This window comes from Kineococcus radiotolerans SRS30216 = ATCC BAA-149 (assembly GCF_000017305.1).
GTDB classification, from domain to species: domain Bacteria; phylum Actinomycetota; class Actinomycetes; order Actinomycetales; family Kineococcaceae; genus Kineococcus; species Kineococcus radiotolerans.
In genome coordinates, this window is the sequence record NC_009664.2 from 1,557,452 (window position 1) to 1,578,833 (window position 21,382).

Here is a 21,382-nt window from a genome sequence, read left to right on the forward strand (position 1 = left end):
CGCCGCGTGGTGCCCCGTCACGCCGTGACGCGCTTGCGCGTTCCCGGTTCCACCGCGTCGGGGCGGCGCAGGTACAGCGGCTCGGGCGCCAGGAGCTCCCAGCCGCCCCGCCCGGCCAGGGCGTCCACGACCAGCCGCGCGAGCGCGCCGCCGTCGACGTCGAAGGGGGCGCGGGCCGGCCCGAGGGCGCCGGGGTGCAGGCGGGTTCCCGTCCCCACCACGGGCACGTCGGGGACGACGTCGGCGGGGGCGACGACGTCGGGGCCGGCGGTGCGGGTGACCCGGGTGTCCCCGGCCTCCCCGGTCGCGACGTAGCGGGCGGTGTGGACCTCGCGGCGGCGGGCGTCGGTGGCGACGAGGAACTCCCCGCGCAGGCCCTCCGCCACGGCCTGCGCCGCGATCGCGTCGAGGGAGCAGACCCCGTGGACCCGCGCGCCCCAGGCCAGCGCCAGCGTCCGCGCCGTCGCCAGCCCGACCCGCAGCCCGGTGTAGGGACCGGGCCCGACCCCCACCGCGACGTCGGTGACCTCGGTGCGGGCCCGCCCCGCCTCCTCCAGCACCGCCGCGACGGTGGGGACGAGGACCTCGTTGTGGTGCCGGGCGTCGCCCGCCCGGGCCGACGCCAGGACGCGGTCCCCGTCGTGGACGGCGACGGCCACCCCGTCGGTGGCGGTGTCGATCGCGAGCAGCAGCACGGGGGAAGGGTAGTTCAGGCCCGGATCACGCCGGGGCGCCCGCGGGCCCGGAGGAGCCCGCCGGCCCCGCGGACACGCGCCGCGCGAAGCGGACCGTCGCGGCGTGCACGGCGTCGGCGTCGAGGTCGGAGGTGATCTCGTGGAACCCGTTGAGGTAGACGACCTCGGTGACGTCGCGCGAGCTCACCCCCCGCCGGACCGTGCGGGCCGACACCGGCGGCACCACGTGGTCGACGCGGGAACGCATCAGCAGCAGCGGCTGGTGCACGCGGGCGAGGTCGCGACGGACCTCGGCCCACCCGGCCACCTGGGAGACCAGGGCGCGCAGCGGCGTGCGGTCGTAGGCGAGGACGGCGGCGCCGGGGTCGGCGAGGTCGCCGGCGATCGCCGGCCAGGTGGGGGCGACGCGCCCGAGGGTCGCGACGGCCAGGGTGCGCAGCGGGTCCAGCGCGACGGCGGGGTTGGCCAGGGCGAGCGCGTGGACCCGGTCGGGGTGGAGCTGGGCCAGGCGCAGGGCGAGCCCGCCCCCCATGGAGATCCCCGCGACCACGACGACCTCGTTGTCCAGCCGGGACAGGGCCCCGGTGGCGGCGGCCAGCCACTCCCCCCACGTCGTGCGGTCGCAGTCGGCGGGGGTGGTGCCGTGACCGGGCAGCAGCGGGACCTCGACGTCGGCGCCGGCGCGGTGCAGCTCCTCGGCCCAGCCCGCGACGGTGAGCGGGGTCGCGGTGAAGCCGTGCAGGACGAGGGCGCCGACGCGCGCGCGGCCCCCGGCGCGGCGGGAGAACCCGTGCACGCGGGGGTCGTCGGTGCGCTCGGCGAGGTTCCCGGTGGCCCTCACCCGAGGTCGACCCCCGCCCAGCGCTCCCCGATCCCCCGCACGGTGACCCGGCGCGGCTCCACCGGTGCCTCGTCCTCCGCGGCCGCGACGCCGTCCGGCCCGCCGCCGGCCGCGCCGTGCGGGCGCAGCAGGTCGATCTCCAGCCGGTCGCGGGAGAGCTCCTCCACCAGGCCCCGGCCCCACTCCACGACGGTGACGGCCTCCTCGGCGTCGGTGTCCAGGTCGAGGTCGTCGACCTCGGCCAGCGACCCGAGGCGGTACGCGTCGACGTGGACGAGTTCGGGCCCGCCGACCAGCGAGGGGTGCACGCGGGCGATGACGAACGTCGGGGACGTGACCGGGCCGCGCACGCCCAGGGCGCGGGCCAGCCCCCGGGTGAAGGTGGTCTTGCCCGCCCCCAGGTCCCCCGAGAGGAGCACGAGGTCCCCGGCCCGCAGGGACGCCCCGACCCGGGCCCCGAAGGCCTCGGTGTCCTGCGGGCCGGGCAGGACGAGTTCGCGCCGCGGCGCGGCGGGGGGCACGCTCACCGCGACCGCCGCCGGGGGCGCCGGGCCAGCGGGACGACGACCTCGTGCCGGGCCGCCGCCGGGCCCGAGCGCGCCAGCAGGCGCTCCAGGCGGGCGGTGAGGACCGTCGGGTGCTCCAGCATGACCAGGTGGCCCGCCCCGCGGACCAGGACGTGCTCGGCCCCGGGCAGGGCCTCGGCGACCTCGCGCCCGTGGGCGGGGGGCGTCATGAGGTCCCGCTCCGCGGTCACCACCAGCGCGGGGCGCCCGGCCAGCCCGCTCAGCGCCGCCCGCTCGTCCAGGCCGCCGAAGGCCGGCAGGAGGTCGGCGACGACGTCCACCGGGGTCTCGGCCACCATCCGCGCGGCCAGCCGCACCAGCTCCGGGGCGACCGGCCCGGCGAAGCTCCAGTGCCGCACGAGGCGCTGCTCGAGGTCCGCGCCGGGGCGGCGGCCGCGCTCTGGCGCCTCGCCCCGCCCGGGCGCGCGCTCCAGGGCGAGCTCGGCCCGGCGGACCAGGTGGTGCCCGAGCACCGGCAGGCCGTGGTCGACGGCCGTCAGGGCGCGGGCGCCGGTGGCGACGAGAGCCACGCCCTCGACGCGCGGCAGCAGGTCCGGCCGACGGGCGGCCAGCTCCATCACCGCCATCCCGCCCAGGCAGTGCCCCACCAGGACCAGCGGCCCGGTGGGGGCGACGGCGTCGACGACCTGCCCGAGGTCGTCGGCGAGGCGGGCCACCGCCACCGGCCCCGCCGGTCCCCGCGTCGAGCGGCCGTGCCCGCGCAGGTCCGGCAGCACCAGCCGGTACCGCCCGCGCAGCGCGAGCCGCTGGAAGTGCCAGCAGTCCGAGGACAGCGCGTAGCCGTGGGCGAGGACGACCGTCGGGGCGCCGTCGCGGTCGGCGGGGTCCACCTCGACGTGCAGCCGGGCCCCGTCGTCGGTCTCGACCTCGACGGGGTCCCCGACCAGGCGCTGCAGCTCCTCGCGGCGGGCGCCGGGGTGCCGGCGGGGGCTCAGCACGGGCCTCACGCGCGGTCCCCCACCAGGTCCGCCGGGTCCGCGAGGGGCGCCGCCAGGCCCGCCGCGGGGACCTCCGCGGGGCCCGTCGCGAGGTCCTCCGCGAGCCGCCCGGTGTAGCGGCGCGGGACGCGGGCCCCGACGCGGGTGACGATCTCCCAGGAGATCGTGCCCGCCGCCCGCGCCCAGTCGTCGGCGGTGGCCTCCCCGCGGGTGCCGGGACCGAGGACGACCGCCACCTCGCCCGGCGCGACGGCGTCGTCGCCGAGGTCGAGGACCACCTGGTCCATGCAGACCCGGCCGGCGATGCGGCGGCGCGCCCCGGCGACGAGGACCTCCCCGGAGCGCTCGCCGTCCCAGGAGGCGTGCCGCGGCAGCCCGTCGCCGTAGCCCAGCGGCACCAGCCCCAGCGTCGTGTCGCGCTCGGCGGTGTAGGTCAGCCCGTAGGAGACCCCCGCCCCGCGGGGCACCCGGCGCACGTGCGCGAGGCGCGCCTGGAGCGTCATCGCCGGGACCAGGCCGAGGTCGGCCCCGGTGGCGAGGTCCGGGGCCGGGGAGAGCCCGTAGGCGGCCAGCCCGACCCGCACCAGGTCGTAGCGGGCCTGCGGCACGAACAGCGCGGCCGCGGAGTTCGCGTGGTGGCGCAGCCCCGGCTCGACGCCGTGGCGGCGGGCGGTCCCCAGCGCCGCCTCGAACGCGGCCAGCTGCGCGGGCACGGAGGGGTCGCCGGGGACGTCGGCGCTGGCGAAGTGCGCCCAGGTGCCGCGCACCCGCACCGTCCCGTCCGCGACGTGCCCCGCCACCGCGTCCAGCAGCGCCGGCCACTCCTCCGGGGAGGCCCCCCCGCGCGACATGCCGGTGTCGACCTCCAGGTGGATCCGCGCCGTCGTCGCGCTCGCGCGGGCGGCGGCGACGACCTCCTCCAGGGCCCACACCGCGGCGACGGACACGTCCACCCCGCGGCGCAGCGCCGGGACGAGGTCGGTGCCGGGGGTGAGGATCCAGGCGAGCAGGTCGGCCTCGACGCCGGCCCCGCGCAGCGCGAGGGCCTCGTGGACGTGCGCCACCCCGAGCCACGTCGCCCCGCCCGCGAGCGCCGCCCGCGCCGCGGGCACGAGCCCGTGCCCGTAGGCGTCGGCCTTGACCACGGCCATCACCTGCGGGCCGCCGACGCGCTCGCGCACGACGGCGACGTTGCGGGCGATGGCGTCGAGGTCGACGACGGCTTCCGCGGGCACCCCCGGTCGTGGTTGCACGTCCCGACGGTACCGCCCGGGTCAGCCGCCGGTCCCGGCCCACCCGGGCAGCGAGGTGAGCGCCGCGGGGACGGCGTCGGCGACGTCGAGGGCGGCCAGCGGGCCGCCCGCGGAGGCGAGGGTCGCGGCCCACCCGTGCAGGACGGCGGCGTCCGCGGCGACCTGCGCGGGGTCCTCGTCCGGGCGCGCGGCCAGGGCCGCGCCGAGCACCCCGGCCAGGACGTCGCCCGCACCGGCGGTGGACAGCCAGGTCGGGGCGGCCGCGGCGGTGAGCACGCCGCGCTCGCCCACGACGGTGGTCACCGACCCCTTGAGCAGCACGGTGGCGCCGGTGCTCTCGTGGACCCGGCGGGCGTGGGTCAGCGGGTCGGCCTCCACGGCGCGCCGCTCCGCGCCCAGCAGGCGCGCCAGCTCCCCGGCGTGGGGGGTGAGGACGTGGTGCGGGCCCAGGGCGGCGGGCAGGCCGGCGAGGGCGCCGGCGTCGACGACGGCGGGTTCCCCGGAGGCCAGGGCGCGCCGGATCCGGTCCTGCTGCTCGGGGTCGTCGGGGGAGACCCCGGGTCCCAGCACCCAGGCCTGCACCCGCCCCTCCCCCACGACGACCTCGGGCCGGCGCTGGCGGACGAGCTCGGCGGGGTGCTGCGGCCCCAAGTAGCGGACCATCCCCGCGCCGGCGCGGACGGCGGCCTCGACGGCGAGGACGGCGGCCCCGGTGTAGTCCGGGCCCCCCGCGACGACCCCGACGACCCCGCGGGAGTACTTGTCGTCCCCCGGCGCGGCGCGGCGCCAGCGGGCGGCGACGTCGGCGAGCTCGACGCGCTCGACGGCGGGGGCGGGCAGGTGGTCGGTGGTGCCGATGTCGACGACGACGAGGCGCCCGCAGCGGGCCGCGGCGGGGGCCAGCAGGTGCGCGGGCTTGGCGGTGCCGAAGGTGACGGTGACGTCGGCGGCCATCAGCTCGCCGGTGACCGCCCCGGTGTCGGCGTCGAGACCGGAGGGGAGGTCCACGGCCACCACGACGGGGCCGTCGAGCGCGCTGAGCCCCTCGTGGACCGGGCGCAGGCCGCCGCGGCCGCCGATGCCGGCGATCCCGTCCAGCACCAGGTCCGCGGCGGCGCAGACGTCCTCGTCACCGGCCTGCCACGGGCGGGTGCGCACCCCGGCCGCGCGGGCCGCGGCGAGGCCTTCGGGGTGGACGTGCTCGGAGGTGGTGAGGGCGGTGACCGCGACCCCGCGGCGGGCGAGGCGGGCGGCCGCGAGGAGGGCGTCGCCGCCGTTGTCGCCGGACCCGGCGAGGACGACGGCGCGCCGCCCGCTGACGCCCCCGGTGGCCTCGCGCAGGACGCGGGCGCACTCGACGTCCAGGGCGGCCGCCGCGCGGTGCATGAGCGTCCCGGGCGGCAGGAGCGCCATGACCGCCCGCTCGGCGGCGCGGACGTCGGCGACGGAGTGCGCTGCGATCACGTCTCGACCCCCCTAGCGGCTCTCCGCGACCACCATGGCCGTCGCGATCCCCGCGTCGTGCGAGAGCGACAGGTGGAAGACGGCCACCCCGGCCTCGTCGGCGATCTTCTTCGCGCTGCCGCGCACCGCGATCTCCGGGCGGTGCCCGTCCTCGCGCTCGACGACGACGTCGCGCCAGACCAGCCCGACGGGGGCGCCCAGCGACTTCGCGACGGCCTCCTTGGCCGCGAACCGCGCGGCCAGCGACTCCGCCGGCAGGTTGCGCTCACCGTCGCCGAAGAGGCGTTCCAGCAGCAACGGCGTCCGTTCGACCTGACGCTTGAAGCGCGCGACGTCGACGACGTCGATCCCGACTCCGATGATCACGATGATCCCCCTCCGCCGGCGTCACCGTCCCACGCGGGCGGGCGGCGCACGACGGCGGGGGTCACTCCACGGTGACGGACTTGGCCAGGTTGCGCGGCTGGTCGACGTCGAGGCCCTTGGCGGTGGCGAGCTCGCAGGCGAAGACCTGCAGCGGCACCACGGCCAGCAGCGGGGACAGCAGCGTGGAGGTCTGCGGGATGCGGATGACGACGTCGGCGAAGGGCTCCACCGCGGTGTCGCCCCGCTCGGCGATGACCAGGGTCCGCGCGCCGCGGGCGCGGACCTCCTGGATGTTGGAGACGACCTTGGAGTGCAGGGAGTCCCGCCCGCGCGGGCTGGGGACGACGACGAACACCGGCTGGCCGGGCTCCACCAGGGCGATGGGGCCGTGCTTGAGCTCCCCGGCCGCGAAGCCCTCGGCGTGGATGTAGGCGAGCTCCTTGAGCTTCAGCGCCCCCTCCATCGCCACCGGGTAGCCGACGTGGCGGCCGAGGAACAGCACCGAGCGGGTGTCGGCCATGTAGCGGGCGATCTCGCGGACCTGCTCCAGGCCGTCGAGGACCTCGCGGACCTGGGCGGGGATCTCGTGCAGCTGCGCCAGGACCTCGGCGACCTCGTCGGCGAACTTGTTGCCGCGCAGCTGGGCCAGGTAGAGGCCGAGCAGGTAGCAGGCGGTGATCTGGGCCAGGAACGCCTTCGTCGAGGCGACGGCGATCTCGGGGCCGGCGTGGGTGTAGAGCACCGCGTCGGACTCGCGCGGGATGGTCGAGCCGTTGGTGTTGCAGATGGCCAGCACCTTCGCGCCCTGCTCGCGGGCGTGGCGCACGGCCATGATCGTGTCCATCGTCTCCCCCGACTGGGAGATGGCGACGACGAGGGTGCGGTCGGAGACCACGGGGTCGCGGTAGCGGAACTCGTGGGCCAGCTCCACCTCGACGGGGATGCGGCACCAGTGCTCGATGGCGTACTTCGCGACCTGCCCGGCGTAGGCGGCCGTCCCGCAGGCGATGACGACGATCTTGTCGACGCTGCGCAGCTCCGCCTCGGAGATCTTCATCTCGTCCAGCTGCAACCGGCCCTCGGCGTCGGTGCGCCCCAGGAGGGTGTCGGCGATGGCCTGCGGCTGGTCGTGGATCTCCTTGGCCATGAACGAGGGGAACCCGCCCTTCTCGGCGGCCGCGGCGTCCCAGTCGACGTGGAAGCGGCGTCCCTCGCTGGGGGTGCCGTCGAAGCCGGTGACGACGACCTCGTCGGCGGTGATGGTGACGATCTGGTCCTGGCCGAGCTCGAGGGCCTCGCGGGTGTGGGCGATGAACGCGGCCACGTCGGAGCCGAGGTAGTTGGCGCCCTCGCCCAGCCCCACCACGAGGGGGGAGTTGCGGCGCGCGCCGACGATCGTGCCCGGTTCGTCGGCGTGGACGGCGAGCAGGGTGAAGGCCCCCTCCAGGCGGGCGCAGACGGCGCGCATCGCCGCGGCCAGGCCCGCGGTCGGGTCCTCGTCGTGGGCGCGGGCCAGCAGGTGCGCGACGACCTCGGTGTCGGTCTCGCTGGTGAACGCGACCCCGGCCCGGAGCAGCTCCTCGCGCAGGGGCGCGAAGTTCTCGACGATGCCGTTGTGGATGAGCGCGAGCCGGCCGCCCTGCCCGACGTGGGGGTGGGCGTTGGCGTCGGTCGGGCCGCCGTGGGTGGCCCAGCGGGTGTGCCCGATGGCCGTCGCCGCGGCCGGCAGCGGGTCGGCGTCGAGGGCCTCGACGAGGTTGGCGAGCTTGCCCGCCTTCTTGCGGGTGTCGATCCCGGTCCCCCCGGCGCCCTGCGCCACGACCGCGATGCCGGCGGAGTCGTAACCCCGGTACTCCAAGCGGCGCAGTCCTTCCAGGACCACGTCCGTCCCGGCCTCGGCGACCCCCACGTACCCGACGATTCCGCACATGGGATCGAGGGTACGGTCCCCGGGCCCCCGTCCCGGCCAGCCGAGGGCTGCGCGTCACCCGGTAGCCTCACGCCGGTGAGCACGGGCGCACCCACTTCCCTCTCCGGCGCCCCGCACGCGCCGCCGAGCTCCCCCAGCCCCTACGTGGTCCTCGACCGCGAGCACTGGAGCGCGCTGCGCGCCTCGACGCCGCTGACCCTGACCGCCGAGGACCTCGCCCGCCTGCGCGGCCTCGGCGACCGGGTCGACCTGCGGGAGGTGGAGGAGGTGTACCTGCCGCTGTCGCGGCTGCTGACGCTCTACGACCGCTCCGCCGGGTCGCTGCACGCGGCGACCTCGACGTTCCTCGGCGAGGCCGTGGCCCGCACGCCGTTCGTCATCGGGATCGCCGGCTCGGTGGCCGTGGGGAAGTCCACGACGGCGCGCGTGCTGCGCGAGCTGCTGTCGCACTGGCCGGAGACCCCGCGCGTGGAGCTCATCACGACCGACGGCTTCCTGCTGCCCAACGCCGAGCTGGAACGCCGCGGCATCCTGCACCGCAAGGGATTCCCCGAGAGCTACGACCGCCGGGCGCTGCTGCGGTTCGTGGCGGCGGTGAAGTCCGGCGTGCCCGAGGTCCGCGCCCCGGTGTACTCCCACCTCGTCTACGACATCGTCGCCGGGGAGGAGGTCGTGGTGCGGCGCCCGGACGTGCTCATCGTCGAGGGGCTGAACGTCCTGCAGCCGGCCCGGGTCCGCGCCGACGGCACCCAGGGCGTCGCGGTGAGCGACTACTTCGACTTCTCCCTCTACGTCGACGCCCGCAGCGAGGACGTGCGGAACTGGTACGTCTCGCGGTTCCTGGAGCTGCGGCGCACGGCGTTCTCCAAGCCGCAGTCCTACTTCCACCGCTACGCCTCCCTCACCGACGACGAGGCCGTGGAGCGCGCCCGGCGGATCTGGAACGACATCAACGGCCCCAACCTCGCGGAGAACGTCCTCCCCACCCGGGGCCGGGCCACCTGCGTGCTGCAGAAGGGCGCGGACCACTCGGTGCGCCGGGTGCGCCTGCGCAAGGTGTGAGCGCGCGGCGGGCAGGGGTCCCCCGCCGGTCAGGCCGGTCGCCGGGCCCCCGGCCACGACGACCGGGCCGCCCCGCCCCGCCGGCGGCGGGATCCCGGCCCCGGGGAGGGCCCCGTGCTCAGAGGGCCAGACGCTTGCGCACCACGTCGGCCAGCCGGTCGGCGACGCCCTGCGCGTGGTCGGTGTGCGCGGCCTCGACCATGACCCGCACCAGCGGCTCGGTCCCGCTGGGGCGCAGCAGGACCCGGCCGGTCTCGCCGAGCTCGCGCTCGGCGTCGGCGACGGCCCCGAGCAGTTCCGCGTCGCTGCCGGCGCGGGACTTGTCGACCCCGCGGACGTTGACCAGGACCTGCGGCAGCCGCTGCACGACCCCCGTGAGGTCCTCGAGGCTGCGGCCGGTCTCGGCCATCCGGGCCAGCAGGTGCAGGCCGGTGAGGACGCCGTCGCCCGTCGTGGCGTGCGCGGGCAGGACGACGTGGCCGCTCTGCTCCCCGCCGATGCTCCACCCGCCGGCGTTGAGGGCCTCCAGGACGTAGCGGTCCCCGACCCCCGTCTCGACCATCGTCACGCCCTCGCGCTGCATGGCCAGCCGCAGCCCGAGGTTGCTCATGACAGTGGCGACGAGGGTGTCGTCGGTGAGCTGCCCGCGGTCGCGCAGGGCGAGGGTGAGGACGGCCATGATCTGGTCGCCGTCGACGGCGTTGCCGCGGGCGTCCACGGCCAGGCAGCGGTCGGCGTCGCCGTCGTGGGCCAGGCCGATGTCGGCGCCGTGGGCCAGGACCGCGGCCGTCACCGGGCCCAGGTGCGTCGAGCCGCAGCCGTCGTTGATGTTGAGCCCGTCCGGGGCGGCGAAGATCGTCGTCACCCGGGCGCCGGCCTCGGCCAGCACCCGCGGGGAGACCGCGCTGGCCGCGCCGTTGGCGCAGTCGACGACGACGTGCAGCCCCTTCAGCGAGCCCGGGCCCCCGGGCAGCGTGGACAGCAGGTGCGCGACGTAGGTGTCCTGGGCGTCCTGCTCCACGTCGGGTCCCCCGTGGACGCGGCCCACGGCGGCGCCGGTGGGCCGGCGGCCCCCGCCCTCGCGGTAGGCGCGCTCCACGACGTCCTCGACGTCGTCGGGCAGCTTCGTGCCGCCCCGGGCGAAGATCTTCAGCCCGTTGTCGGGCATGGGGTTGTGCGAGGCGGACAGCATGACGCCGAAGTCGGCGCCGGAGGTGTCCACCAGGTGGGCCAGCGCCGGGGTCGGCACGACGCCGATGTCGAGGACGTCGACGCCCGCGCTGGCCAGCCCGGCCACGACGGCCGCGGACAGGAACTCCCCCGAGGCGCGGGGGTCGCGGGCGACCAGCGCCCGCGGGTGGGCGTTCCCGCCCGGCTCGACCAGCACCGAGGCCGCCGCCACCGCCAGCCCCAGCGCCATGTCGGCGGTGAGGTCGACGTTCGCCAGTCCCCGCACACCGTCGGTCCCGAAGAGCCGCGCCACCCTCGTTCCTCCCCCACTCGGCCGAACCCGGCCACACATGCCACGACGGCCCCGGGAGGACTCCCGGGGCCGTCGTGACGGTACTCGTCGAGCTCGCTGGTCAGCGCTTGCTGAACTGCGGCGCCTTGCGGGCCTTCTTCAGACCGGCCTTCTTGCGCTCGGTGGCGCGCGGGTCGCGGGTCAGGAACCCGGCCTTCTTCAGCTGCGGGCGGTTGGCCTCGAGGTCGATCGCGTTCAGCGCGCGGGCGACGCCGAGGCGCAGCGCACCGGCCTGGCCGGAGGAGCCGCCGCCGTGGATGCGGGCGATGACGTCGAAGGACCCCTCGAGCGCGGTGACCCGGAACGGCTCGTTGACGAGCTGCTGGTGCACCTTGTTCGGGAAGTAGTTGTCCAGCTCGCGGCCGTTGATCGTCCACTTGCCGGTGCCCGGCACGATGCGGACGCGGGCGACGGCCTCCTTGCGGCGGCCGGTGGCCCCGCCGGGGGCGATGATGCTGTTGCCGCCGGTCGCCGGGGTGGACGACTCGGAGGTGTAGGTACCGGTGAACTCGTCGGACTCGGTGATGTCCTCGACGGTGTCCGCCTCGGTCGTGTACTCGCTCACGATGCTCCTCGCTCAGTTCGCCGTGTTCGTGCCGCGGCTCACTGCGCGACCTGGTGGATCGTGTACGCCTCGGGCTGCTGAGCCGCGTGGGGGTGCTCCGCGCCGGCGTAGACCTTGAGCTTGCTCAGGACCTGACGACCGAGGGAGTTCTTGGGGATCATGCCGCGGATGGCCTTCTCGACGGCCTTCTCCGGGTTCTGCTCCAGCAGGTCCACGTAGCTGGTGGCCTTGAGGCCGCCCGGGTAGCCCGAGTGGCGGTAGGCGACCTTCTGGTCGCGCTTGGAGCCGGTCAGGGCCACCTTGGCGGCGTTGACGATGATGACGTAGTCACCGCCGTCGACGTGCGGCGCGTAGGTCGCCTTGTGCTTGCCGCGCAGGAGGATCGCGGTCTGCGACGCCAGGCGGCCCAGCACGACGTCCTCCGCGTCGATGACGAGCCAGCGGCGGTTGATGTCGCCGGGCTTCGGGGTGAACGTGCGCACGGGGGTTGCCCATCTCCTCGAGACGAATTGCGGACCGGCCCGCGCTCGAGATCCTGCAGCGCCGGGGTGAACCGGAACGCTGACGGCAGGCACTGCGTGGGCACAACGACCCCTGACGTTACCTGGCGTCCACCTCGGCGGTCAAAACGGCTCCTCCCGGCCGTCCCCGGAGGAGGCGTCAGCGCACCCGGTCGACGCGGCCGGCGTCCCACACCGGCTCCGGCGTCTCCACCACCCGCCCGTCCTCGCCGAAGAGCAGGAAGCGGTCGAAGCCGCGGGCGAACCAGCGGTCGTGGGTGACGGCCACGACCGTCCCCTCGAAGGTCCCCAGCGCCTGCTCCAGCGCCTCGGCGGAGTGCAGGTCGAGGTTGTCGGTGGGTTCGTCCAGCAGCAGCAGCGTCGCCCCGGACAGCTCCAGCAGCAGGATCTGCAGCCGGGCCTGCTGGCCCCCGGAGAGGTGCTCGAAGCGCTGCTCGGCCGCCTCGGCCAGGCCGTAGCGGTCCAGGGCGCGCGAGGCCGCCTCCCGGTCCAGGCCCGAGCGGTGGGAGTTGCCCCGGTGCAGGACGTCCAGCAGCGTGCGGCCCACCAGCGCGGGCTGCTCGTGGGTCTGGGCGAACCACCCCGGCCGCACCCGCGCGCCCAGGCGCACCGACCCGCTGTGGACCACGGGGTCGGGCACGTGCTCGTCGACGGGGCGGTGCTCGGCGTCGGGGTCGGACCCGCCGGCGGCCAACAGCCGCAGGAAGTGCGACTTGCCCGAGCCGTTGGCGCCCAGGACCGCGACCCGGTCGCCCAGCCACAGCTCGGCGTCGAAGGGGCGCATCAGGCCGGTCAGCTCCAGGCCCTCCACCACCACCGCCCGCTTGCCCGTGCGCCCGCCCTGCAGGCGCATCCGGACGTCCTGGACGGTGGGCGGGGCCTGCGGGGGGCCGGCCTCCTCGAACTTCGCCAGCCGGGTCTGGGCGGCGGAGTAGCGCGAGGCCATGCCGTCGTTGAACTTCGACTTCTCGCGCAGGGTGACCACGAGCGTGCGCAGCTTGACCCGCTCCTCGTCCCAGCGCCGGCGCAGCTCCTCCAGTCGCTCCCCGCGGGCCTGCCGCGCGGCGCCGTAGCCCGCGAAGGACCCGCCGTGGGTCCACGCGACCGCCCCCAGCGGCCCGGGCTCCAGGGTGACGATGCGGTCGGCGGCGGCCGAGAGCAGCTCGCGGTCGTGGCTGACCAGCAGCACCGACTTCGTCGTGGCCCGCAGCTGCTCCTCCAGCCACCGCTTGCCGGGGACGTCGAGGTAGTTGTCGGGCTCGTCGAGCAGCAGCACGCCCTCCGGACCGCGCAGCAGCGCCTCCAGGACCAGCCGCTTCTGCTCCCCGCCGGACAGGGTGCGCACCAGCCGGTTGCGGGCGGCCTCGAACGAGACCCCCAGGGCGGCGGCGGTGCACTCGTCCCAGAGGACCTCCTGCTCGTAGCCGCCGGCGTCGCCGAAGTCGGCCAGCGCCTGGGCGTAGCGCATCTGCGAGCGCTCGGTCCCGTCCTCGACCATCGCCGCCTCGGCGGTCTCCACCGCCGCGAAGGCCGCCCGCAGGGGTGCGGGGGCCACCGAGACGAGGAGCTCGGCCACCGAGGTGTCGTCGCGCACCGAGCCGACGAACTGGCGCATGACGCCGAGCCCGCCGCTGCGCGCGACCGCCCCCTCCTGCACCGGCTCGTCCCCGGCGATCAGCCGCAGCAGCGTGGTCTTGCCGGTGCCGTTGGGCCCGATCAGCGCGGTCGTGGACCCGTCGGCGACGCGGAAGGACACCTCGTGCAGCAGCGGCCGCCCGTCGGGGAGCTCGTGGCTGAGCCCCGAGACGTCGACGTGCCCACCGTTGCCACCGTTCGCAGTTCCCGCCACGGGCAGCCAGTGTGCCGTGCCCGGGTCAGTCCTCGCCGCCCGTTTCCGCGCGGGCGGTGTGCTGGTGCGACAGCGTGCAGCTGGTGGTGTCGGCGTCGGCCCACTCCCCCGCGACCTCGATCACCGCGATGCCGCCGGTGCGCAGCTGGACGACCTCGCCGGTGAGGGCCTCCACGAGCGCACTGGCGCCGGGGTTGTGGGCGACGAGGACCACCGTGGAGTCCGGGCGCTCGGTGTCCAGGCCGCGCACGATGCGCAGCATGTCCCCGAGGGAGGCCTCGTAGAGGCGTTCCTCGTCGACCACGACGGGGGTCCTGCCCCAGCCGTCGAGCAGCCGGGCGGTGGTCTCCTCGGTGCGGCGGGCCGGGGAGGTCAGCAGCAGGTCGCAGCCGCCGACGTTCTGCGCCAGCCAGCGGCCGGCCGCGGCGGCGTCCGCCCTCCCGCGGTCGGCGAGGGGTCGGGCGATGTCCTGGAGTCCTACCGGCGAATCGGCCTTGGCGTGGCGGACGACGACGAGCGTGGGCACGTCCACCAGCCTGCCGCACGCGCGTGGCGACCCGTGCCCGGGGCCACCGGGAGGCGGGCGGTCAGGGCAGGGTGCGTACGGCGCGGGCCTCGCGGGCCCGGGCGGCCAGCGCGTCGTCGGCGGGGTAGACGACCTCCTCGAGGGTCAGCCCCTGCGGCCCGACCACCGCGACGGCCGGGTCGCGCACAGCGGCGTCCTGGACCACCCGGGGCCAGTCCACGTCGCGCCGGCCGTCGCCGACGGCCAGCACCGCGCCGACGAGGGCCCGGACCATGGAGTGGCAGAAGGCGTCGGCCTGCACGTCCGCGACCAGCAGCCCGTCCTCGTCGCGGCGCCAGGAGTACGCCAGCAGCGTGCGCACCGTGCTCGCCCCCTCGCGGGGCCGGCAGAACGCGGCGAACTCGCGCAGCCCCACCAGGCTGCCCGCGGCGAGGTCCATGGCGGCGGCGTCCAGGGGACGGCGGTGGTGCAGCACGTCGAACCGGCGCAGCGGGGGGACGCCGGCGGGGTCGTCGCACACCCGGTAGGCGTAGCGGCGGCGCAGGGCGCCGAAGCGGGCGTCGAAGCCGGGCGGGGCCGGCCGGGCCCCGTGGACCCGGACGTCGGGCGGCAGGACCCCGGCCAGGCGGCGCACGAGGGCCGCGGCGGGCGGGGCGTCGGAGCGGCCCGGGAGGGCCTCCCAGACCGCCCGGGGGAGGTCGGCGTGGGCCACCTGCCCGCTGGCGTGCACCCCGGCGTCGGTGCGGCCCGCGACGGTCAGCCGGGGAGCGGGGTCCAGGCGCAGCACCCGCCCGAGCGCGGCCGTGAGCACGCCCTGCACGGTGCGCAGCCCGGGCTGCTCGGCCCACCCCGCGAACCCCGTCCCGTCGTAGCCGAGGTCGAGGCGGACGCGGACGAGCCCGCCCTCCCCGGGAGCGGGGAGGACGGGCTCGTCGTGGAGGAGGGAGGCGCTCAGGCCTGGTCCTTCTTCTCGTCCGAGGGGTCGACCTCGGCGGCGTCGACCTCGACGCCCTCGTCCGCGGTCGCCGGGGCGTCCGCGTCGGGGAGGGTGTCGGGCTGCTCCACGCCGCCGGCCTCGACCTGCGCGGCGTCGGTGGACTCGGCCGCGGGGGCCTCGTCACCGACGACGACCTCGTCGGCGGCCGGGGCGGAGACCGCCGCGGCGCGCTCGGCCTCGCGGACGACACCCTGCTTGGCGCTCACCGGCTCCATGACGAGCTGGATGACGGCCATGGGGGCGTTGTCGCCCTTGCGGGGACCGATCTTGACGATGCGGGTGTAACCGCCGTTGCGCTCGGCCATCGCGGGGCCGATCTCGGTGAAGAGGAAGTGCACGACGGACTTGTCGCGGATCGTCTTCATCACCTGGCGGCGCGAGGCGAGGTCGCCCTTCTTGGCGAAGCTGATGAGCTTCTCCGCGTGGGGGCGCAGGCGCTTGGCCTTGGCCTCGGTGGTGGTGATGCTGCGGTGTTCGAAGAGCGCAGTCGCCAGGTTGGCGAGGATGAGCTTCTCGTGGGCCGGCCCGCCGCCGAGCCGCGGACCCTTGGTGGGGGTGGGCATGTTGTTGTCTCCTCGTTAGGACACGCGTGGCTCCTCCCCCCGCGTCAGCGGGGGGAGGAGCTGCGGACGGTCAGAGCTGCTCGTCCTCGGCGAACGACGTGTCGTCGTCCTCGAAGTCGTTGACGACGGCGCTCGGGTCGAACCCGGGCGGGGAGTCCTTGAGGTGCAGGCCCATGCCGACCAGCTTGGCCTTCACCTCGTCGATGGACTTCTGCCCGAAGTTGCGGATGTCGAGCAGGTCGGCCTCGCTGCGCGAGACCAGCTCCCCGACGGAGTGGATGCCCTCGCGCTTGAGGCAGTTGTAGGACCGGACGGTGAGGTCCAGCGCCTCGATCTCGAGGGCGAGGTCCGCCGCGAGCGCGGCGTCGGTCGGCGAGGGGCCCATGTCGATGCCCTCGGCCTCGACGTTGAGCTCACGGGCCAGGCCGAACAGCTCGGTCAGCGTCTTGCCGGCCGAGGCGACGGCGTCGCGCGGGCTGATGGCGTGCTTGGTCTCGACGTCGACGACGAGGCGGTCGAAGTCGGTCCGCTGCTCGACGCGGGTGGCCTCGACCTTGTACGTCACCTTCAGGACCGGGGAGTAGATGGAGTCGACCGGGATGCGGCCGATCTCCTGCTCACCGGTCTTGTTCTGCGCCGCCGAGACGTAGCCGCGGCCGCGTTCGACCGTCAGCTCCAGCTCGAGCTTGCCCTTGGCGTTGAGCGTCGCGATGTGCAGGTCGGGGTTGTGGACCTCGACCCCCGCGGGCGGGGCGATGTCGGCCGCGGTGACCGCGCCCGGGCCCTGCTTGCGCAGGTACATCACGACGGGTTCGTCGTGCTCGGAGGAGACGACGAGGTTCTTGACGTTGAGGACGATCTCGGTGACGTCCTCCTTCACCCCCGGCACGGACGTGAACTCGTGGAGCACGCCGTCGATGCGCAGGCTCGTCACCGCGGCGCCCGGGATGGACGACAGCAGGGTCCGGCGCAGCGAGTTGCCGAGGGTGTACCCGAAGCCGGGCTCGAGGGGCTCGATGACGAAGCGCGAGCGGTACTCGTCGACGACGTCCTCGGTGAGGGTGGGGCGCTGTGCGATCAGCACGGAGGTTCCTTCCCGCGGGCGTCCGCCATATGACGCCCCGCACGCCCGTCGGCATCGGTCCACCGACGGGGTCTGGCTCGATCGAAGTACTGGTTCCGATCAGGAGGGTCCTGACGCCCACCCGGGGGTGGGCGTCGGGACCGCACCCCGAGTCAGACGCGCCGACGCTTGGGCGGCCGGCAGCCGTTGTGCGGGCTGGGGGTGACGTCCTGGATCGCGCCGACCTCGAGGCCGGTGGCCTGGAGGGAGCGGATCGCGGTCTCGCGGCCGGAGCCCGGCCCCTTGACGAAGACGTCGACCTTGCGCATGCCGTGCTCCTGCGCACGGCGGGCGGCCGCCTCGGCGGCCATCTGCGCGGCGAACGGGGTCGACTTGCGGGACCCCTTGAAGCCGACCTGGCCGGCCGAGGCCCACGCGATGACCGCGCCGGTCGGGTCGGTGATCGAGACGATCGTGTTGTTGAACGTCGACTTGATGTGCGCGTGACCGTGCGCGACGTTCTTCTTCTCCTTGCGACGCGGCTTGCGCGACGCCGTGGCCGTACGGCTCTTGGGAGGCATGCTCTCCGGACTCCTGGTGGACTGCGACGACTGGCTTCGAGGGCGAACCGGTGGGTTCGCGAGGCGACCCGCGGGCGGACCGCACCGTCACGACGTGACGGTTACTTGCGACCGGCCTTCTTCTTGCCGGCCACGGTGCGCTTCGGGCCCTTGCGGGTGCGCGCGTTGGTCTTGGTGCGCTGACCGCGCACGGGCAGACCGCGGCGGTGGCGAAGACCCTGGTAGGTGCCGATCTCGACCTTGCGGCGGATGTCGGCGGCCACTTCGCGTCGGAGGTCACCCTCGACGCGGTAGTTGCCCTCGATGTGGTCGCGGAGCGCGACCAGGTCGTCGTCCGAGAGGTCGCGGACGCGCAGGTCCGGGCTGACGCCCGTGGCTGCGAGCGTTTCCTTGGCGCGGGTGCGCCCGACGCCGAAGATGTACGTGAGCGCGATCTCCAGCCGCTTCTCGCGGGGGAGGTCGACGCCGACGAGACGTGCCATGCGTGGTGTCCCTGTTCTGTCGCGGAGGTCTGCCGCAGGACCGTCCCGCCGTCTCGAGCGGGTCCCCGGCCTCCGGGCCGGGGGTGTCACCTGCCGCGTCGTGCGGTGCGGCCGGTGGGTCCTGCGATGGGTGCCACCGGCTGCGTTCCGGTGGCGGGTCCAGCGGTGGATCGTCTGCTGAGCCTGAGCCTGAGCTCAGCCCTGGCGCTGCTTGTGGCGCAGGTTCTCGCAGATGATCATGACTCGCCCGTGACGGCGGATCACCTTGCACTTGTCGCAGATCTTCTTGACGCTCGGCTTGACCTTCATCGTGTCTCCGGTCGTGCAGACCCCACCCACGCGGGGTGGTGGCCGGCGGCCAGTGGGTTGGTCACTTGTAGCGGTAGACGATGCGCCCGCGGGACAGGTCGTACGGGCTGAGCTCGACGACCACCCGGTCCTCGGGGAGGATGCGGATGTAGTGCTGCCGCATCTTCCCGGAGATGTGGGCGAGCACCTTGTGACCGTTGCTGAGCTCCACGCGGAACATCGCGTTCGGCAGGGCTTCGATCACGGTGCCTTCGATCTCGATGACGCCGTCCTTCTTCGGCATGTCCTCCGCTTTTCCATCAAGTGTCGGTTCGGTGTCAGCCCGGTCCCCCCCAGCGGAAGCGCTCGGGAGGAGGCATGGCGGACCGACGGTCAAGCTTACGGGACGGCGCGCCCCAGGCGAAATCGAGCGATCATGCCGCTGAAGACGCCTGCGGCGCAACCGAAGACGCGACCTCCGGCGCTGCGCGCCGGCTCCACCGAGCGCGGGGGTCGGCCCCGCCGCCCGCGCGGGGGCTCACTCGGAGGGGACGCGGACCCCGCGGGCGCCGAGCTCGGCCGCCCCGCCGTCGGGGGCGGTGAGCACCCACAGGCCCTCCTCGAGGACCGCGACGGTGTGCTCCCAGTGCGCGGCGCGGGTGCCGTCGGAGGTCACGACGGTCCACTCGTCGGCCAGCACGTCGGTGTCGACCCCGCCGCGGGTGCACATCGGCTCGATGGCCAGGACCATCCCCGGGCGCACCTTGGGGCCCTTGTCGCGGTCGCGGTGGTTGAGGACGTCGGGCGCCATGTGCATGGCGGTGCCGATGCCGTGACCGGTGTAGCCGTCCACGATCCCCAGCCGGCCGCCCACGGCGTCCTCCACGGCCGCGCCGACGTCGCCGACCCTCCCCCGCGCGTCGAGCGCGGCGATGCCCGCCCAGAGCGCCTGGCGGGTGGTCTCCACCAGCTCCACGTCCCCGGGCTCCCGCGGCTCCCCCACGATCGCGGTGAAGGCGGAGTCGCCGTGCCAGCCGTCGACGACCGCCCCGCCGTCCACGGAGACCACGTCGCCCTCCTCGAGCGGGCGGTCGCCGGGGATGCCGTGCACGACGACCTCGTTGACCGAGATGCACAGCGTGGCCGGGTAGCCGTGATAGCCCAGGAAGTTCGACGTGCCACCGCCGGCGCGGATGACCTCGGCGCCGACGGCGTCGAGCTCCGCCGGGGTGATGCCGGGGCGCAGGGCGGCCCGCACGCTCTCCAGGGCCGCGTGCGTCAGCAGCCCCGCCTCGCGCATCTTCAGGATCTGCTCGGGGGTCTTCAGCTCGACCCGTTCACGTCCGAACACCGTCAGGCGGTCTGGAGGCCGAGGGCCGACACCAGCCGCGAGGTGACCTCGGGGATGTCGCCGAGGCCGTCCACGCTGCGCAGCAGGCCGCGGTCGGAGTAGACCTCGACCAGCGGGGCGGTCTGCTCGGCGTAGACCTGCTGGCGCGTGCGGATCACCTCTTCGGTGTCGTCGCTGCGCCCCTGCTCCACGGCCCGCTTGGCGAGGCGCCGGACCAGCTCGTCGGTGTCGGCGGCGATCTCGAGCACGTGCTCGAGCTTGGCCCCGACGTCGGCCAGCATGTCGTCCAGCTCGCGGACCTGGTCGGTGGTGCGCGGGTAGCCGTCGAGGATGAAGCCCTCGGCGGCGTCGGGCTGGGCGAGGCGCTCGCGGACCATCTGGTTGGTCACCGCGTCGGGGACGTACTTGCCCGCGTTGAGGTACTCCTGGACGGTCCGGCCCAGTTCGGTGCCCTCCGCGACGTTGGCCCGGAAGATGTCGCCGGTGGAGATGGCGGGCACGCCCAGGCGGTCGGACAGGAGCTTGGCCTGGGTGCCCTTGCCCGCACCGGGCGGACCGAGGAGGACGAGACGAGTCATCGCAAGAACCCTTCGTAGTTTCGCTGCTGGAGCTGGGACTCGATCTGCTTCACCGTCTCGAGCCCCACCCCGACGATGATCAGGATCGACGTGCCCCCGAAGGGGAAGTTCGTGTTGGCATTGAAGAGCACGAACGCGATGAGCGGAAGCAGCGAGATGAGCCCCAGGTACAGCGATCCTGGCAGGGTGATGCGGGTGAGGATGTAGTCGAGGTACTCGGCGGTGGGCCGTCCGGCGCGCACGCCAGGGATGAACCCGCCGTACTTGCGCATGTTCTCCGCGACCTCGTCCGGGTTGAACGTGATCGCCACGTAGAAGTACGCGAAGAAGATGATGAGCAGGAAGTAACCGACCATGTAGATCGGGTGGTCGCCACGCACCAGGTGGTCGTTGATCCAGACCACCCAGGCCTCGTTGGGGTCGCTGAACTGGGCCACCAGCGCCGGCAGGTAGAGCAGGGACGAGGCGAAGATCACCGGGATGACCCCGGCCATGTTGACCTTGAGCGGGATGTACGTCGAGGTGCCGCCGTACATGCGCCGGCCGATCATCCGTTTGGCGTACTGCACCGGCACCCGGCGCTGGGACTGCTCGACGGCCACGACGGCGGCGACGACGAAGAGGCCGACCAGCAGGATGCCGGCGAAGGTCAGCCAGCCGTTCTCCTGGCCGATGGCCCACAGCGAGGTCGGGAAGCCCGCGGCGATCTGGGCGAAGATCAGCAGGGACATGCCGTTGCCGATGCCGCGCTCGGTGACGAGCTCGCCCATCCACATGATCAGGCCGGTCCCCGCGGTCATGGTGAGGACCATGAGGACGATGGTCTGGATGCTCTGGTCGGGCAGCACGGGGGCGTTGCAGGCGGTGCCGAAGAGGCGCGAGGGGTCGCGGGCGATCGTCACGTAGGTCGTCGACTGCAGGACGGCCAGGCCGATCGTCAGGTACCGCGTGTACTGGGTCAGCTTGGTCGTGCCCTGCTGACCCTCCTTCTTGAGGGCCTCGAAGCGCGGGATGACCACGGTGAGCAGCTGGACGATGATGCTCGCGGTGATGTACGGCATGATCCCGAGCGCGAAGATGCTCAGCTGCAGCAGCGCCCCGCCGGAGAAGAGGTTCACCAGCCCCAGCAGGTCGTTGCCCGTCTGCGCGAGGTCGATGCACTGCTGCACGGCCGGGTACGAGACGCCGGGCGCCGGCACGAACGACCCCAGGCGCACCAGGACGATGATCCCGAGCGTGAAGAGCAGCTTGCGGCGCAGGTCGGGCGTCCGGAAGGCGCGACCGATTGCGGTGAGCACTACTACCTCCTGCACCGCACTCCCCCGCACGGGCGGGTGGCGCGGGGTTGGTCACTGACAGA

The 21,382-nt window shown here is 74.7% G+C and carries 24 protein-coding genes; 1 reads left to right on the top strand and 23 read right to left on the bottom strand.

Going from position 1 to position 21,382, the window contains the following annotated elements; translation table 11 throughout:
- Positions 1-17: 17 nt before the first annotated feature.
- The 8 genes from tsaB to glmS all read right to left on the bottom strand — a co-directional run bounded on the left by tsaB (position 18) and on the right by glmS (position 8,074).
- Complete coding sequence (gene tsaB / locus KRAD_RS07455) at positions 18-695, bottom strand: tRNA (adenosine(37)-N6)-threonylcarbamoyltransferase complex dimerization subunit type 1 TsaB (protein WP_012084932.1); 678 nt, start codon at positions 693-695, stop codon at positions 18-20.
- A 25-nt stretch (positions 696-720) separates the two neighbouring features.
- Positions 721-1,536: an alpha/beta hydrolase gene (locus tag KRAD_RS07460; RefSeq protein ID WP_012084933.1), complete on the bottom strand. Its 816-nt coding sequence runs from the start codon at positions 1,534-1,536 to the stop codon at positions 721-723.
- The gene (gene tsaE, locus KRAD_RS07465) at positions 1,533-2,063 is read right to left on the bottom strand and encodes a tRNA (adenosine(37)-N6)-threonylcarbamoyltransferase complex ATPase subunit type 1 TsaE (RefSeq protein ID WP_012084934.1); all 531 of its coding nucleotides are present in this window, start codon (positions 2,061-2,063) and stop codon (positions 1,533-1,535) included. Before tsaE ends, KRAD_RS07460 begins: the two co-directional genes overlap by 4 nt.
- Entirely contained in the window at positions 2,060-3,070 is a 1,011-nt protein-coding gene (locus KRAD_RS07470) for an alpha/beta fold hydrolase (protein ID WP_012084935.1), read from the bottom strand. Before KRAD_RS07470 ends, tsaE begins: the two co-directional genes overlap by 4 nt.
- Complete coding sequence (gene alr / locus KRAD_RS07475; RefSeq protein WP_012084936.1) at positions 3,067-4,314, bottom strand: alanine racemase; 1,248 nt, start codon at positions 4,312-4,314, stop codon at positions 3,067-3,069. The genes KRAD_RS07470 and alr overlap by 4 nt, the downstream gene beginning before the upstream one ends.
- Before the next feature lie 21 nt (positions 4,315-4,335).
- Positions 4,336-5,778: an NAD(P)H-hydrate epimerase gene (locus tag KRAD_RS07480; protein ID WP_012084937.1), complete on the bottom strand. Its 1,443-nt coding sequence runs from the start codon at positions 5,776-5,778 to the stop codon at positions 4,336-4,338.
- Positions 5,779-5,790: 12 nt separating this feature from the next.
- Complete coding sequence (locus tag KRAD_RS07485) at positions 5,791-6,144, bottom strand: holo-ACP synthase (RefSeq protein WP_012084939.1); 354 nt, start codon at positions 6,142-6,144, stop codon at positions 5,791-5,793.
- Positions 6,145-6,205: 61 nt separating this feature from the next.
- Positions 6,206-8,074 (bottom strand): glutamine--fructose-6-phosphate transaminase (isomerizing), encoded by a 1,869-nt coding sequence (gene glmS / locus KRAD_RS07490; RefSeq protein WP_012084940.1) that lies wholly within the window; start codon positions 8,072-8,074, stop codon positions 6,206-6,208.
- A gap of 75 nt (positions 8,075-8,149) precedes the next feature.
- On the opposite strand from glmS, the gene coaA reads away from it, so the two are divergent.
- Positions 8,150-9,136 carry a type I pantothenate kinase gene (coaA, locus tag KRAD_RS07495; RefSeq protein WP_012084942.1) on the top strand — a complete coding sequence of 329 codons (987 nt, stop codon included), beginning with the start codon at positions 8,150-8,152 and terminating at the stop codon, positions 9,134-9,136.
- A 118-nt stretch (positions 9,137-9,254) separates the two neighbouring features.
- Here coaA and glmM read toward each other — a convergent pair whose 3' ends face one another.
- The 15 genes from glmM to secY form a co-directional block, all read right to left on the bottom strand.
- Entirely contained in the window at positions 9,255-10,619 is a 1,365-nt protein-coding gene (gene glmM / locus KRAD_RS07500) for a phosphoglucosamine mutase (protein WP_012084943.1), read from the bottom strand.
- A gap of 100 nt (positions 10,620-10,719) precedes the next feature.
- Positions 10,720-11,223, bottom strand: coding sequence for a 30S ribosomal protein S9 (rpsI, locus tag KRAD_RS07505; protein ID WP_012084944.1), 504 nt, complete (start codon positions 11,221-11,223; stop codon positions 10,720-10,722).
- Between the two features lie 38 nt (positions 11,224-11,261).
- Complete coding sequence (gene rplM / locus KRAD_RS07510) at positions 11,262-11,705, bottom strand: 50S ribosomal protein L13 (protein ID WP_012084946.1); 444 nt, start codon at positions 11,703-11,705, stop codon at positions 11,262-11,264.
- Between the two features lie 178 nt (positions 11,706-11,883).
- On the bottom strand, positions 11,884-13,593 hold the full coding sequence (locus KRAD_RS07515; RefSeq protein WP_012084947.1) for an ABC-F family ATP-binding cassette domain-containing protein: 1,710 nt from the start codon (positions 13,591-13,593) through the stop codon (positions 11,884-11,886).
- 25 nt (positions 13,594-13,618) lie between these two features.
- The gene (locus tag KRAD_RS07520) at positions 13,619-14,119 is read right to left on the bottom strand and encodes a SixA phosphatase family protein (RefSeq protein WP_049821108.1); all 501 of its coding nucleotides are present in this window, start codon (positions 14,117-14,119) and stop codon (positions 13,619-13,621) included.
- 61 nt (positions 14,120-14,180) lie between these two features.
- Complete coding sequence (locus tag KRAD_RS07525; RefSeq protein WP_049821109.1) at positions 14,181-15,074, bottom strand: tRNA pseudouridine synthase A; 894 nt, start codon at positions 15,072-15,074, stop codon at positions 14,181-14,183.
- Positions 15,071-15,679, bottom strand: a complete 609-nt coding sequence (gene rplQ, locus KRAD_RS27810; RefSeq protein WP_012084950.1) for a 50S ribosomal protein L17 — start codon at positions 15,677-15,679, stop codon at positions 15,071-15,073. The genes KRAD_RS07525 and rplQ overlap by 4 nt, the downstream gene beginning before the upstream one ends.
- Positions 15,680-15,749: 70 nt before the next feature.
- Positions 15,750-16,763 (bottom strand): DNA-directed RNA polymerase subunit alpha, encoded by a 1,014-nt coding sequence (locus KRAD_RS07535; RefSeq protein ID WP_012084951.1) that lies wholly within the window; start codon positions 16,761-16,763, stop codon positions 15,750-15,752.
- 152 nt (positions 16,764-16,915) lie between these two features.
- Positions 16,916-17,323: a 30S ribosomal protein S11 gene (rpsK, locus tag KRAD_RS07540; protein ID WP_012084952.1), complete on the bottom strand. Its 408-nt coding sequence runs from the start codon at positions 17,321-17,323 to the stop codon at positions 16,916-16,918.
- Between the two features lie 101 nt (positions 17,324-17,424).
- The gene (gene rpsM, locus KRAD_RS07545) at positions 17,425-17,805 is read right to left on the bottom strand and encodes a 30S ribosomal protein S13 (RefSeq protein WP_012084953.1); all 381 of its coding nucleotides are present in this window, start codon (positions 17,803-17,805) and stop codon (positions 17,425-17,427) included.
- A gap of 195 nt (positions 17,806-18,000) precedes the next feature.
- On the bottom strand, positions 18,001-18,114 hold the full coding sequence (gene rpmJ, locus KRAD_RS07550) for a 50S ribosomal protein L36 (protein ID WP_012084954.1): 114 nt from the start codon (positions 18,112-18,114) through the stop codon (positions 18,001-18,003).
- Between the two features lie 61 nt (positions 18,115-18,175).
- The gene (infA, locus tag KRAD_RS07555) at positions 18,176-18,397 is read right to left on the bottom strand and encodes a translation initiation factor IF-1 (RefSeq protein ID WP_012084955.1); all 222 of its coding nucleotides are present in this window, start codon (positions 18,395-18,397) and stop codon (positions 18,176-18,178) included.
- A gap of 234 nt (positions 18,398-18,631) precedes the next feature.
- On the bottom strand, positions 18,632-19,444 hold the full coding sequence (gene map / locus KRAD_RS07560; RefSeq protein WP_012084956.1) for a type I methionyl aminopeptidase: 813 nt from the start codon (positions 19,442-19,444) through the stop codon (positions 18,632-18,634).
- 2 nt (positions 19,445-19,446) lie between these two features.
- Positions 19,447-20,022, bottom strand: a complete 576-nt coding sequence (locus KRAD_RS07565; RefSeq protein ID WP_012084957.1) for an adenylate kinase — start codon at positions 20,020-20,022, stop codon at positions 19,447-19,449.
- Positions 20,019-21,320 (bottom strand): preprotein translocase subunit SecY, encoded by a 1,302-nt coding sequence (gene secY / locus KRAD_RS07570; RefSeq protein ID WP_041291961.1) that lies wholly within the window; start codon positions 21,318-21,320, stop codon positions 20,019-20,021. The genes KRAD_RS07565 and secY overlap by 4 nt, the downstream gene beginning before the upstream one ends.
- Positions 21,321-21,382: the final 62 nt, after the last annotated feature.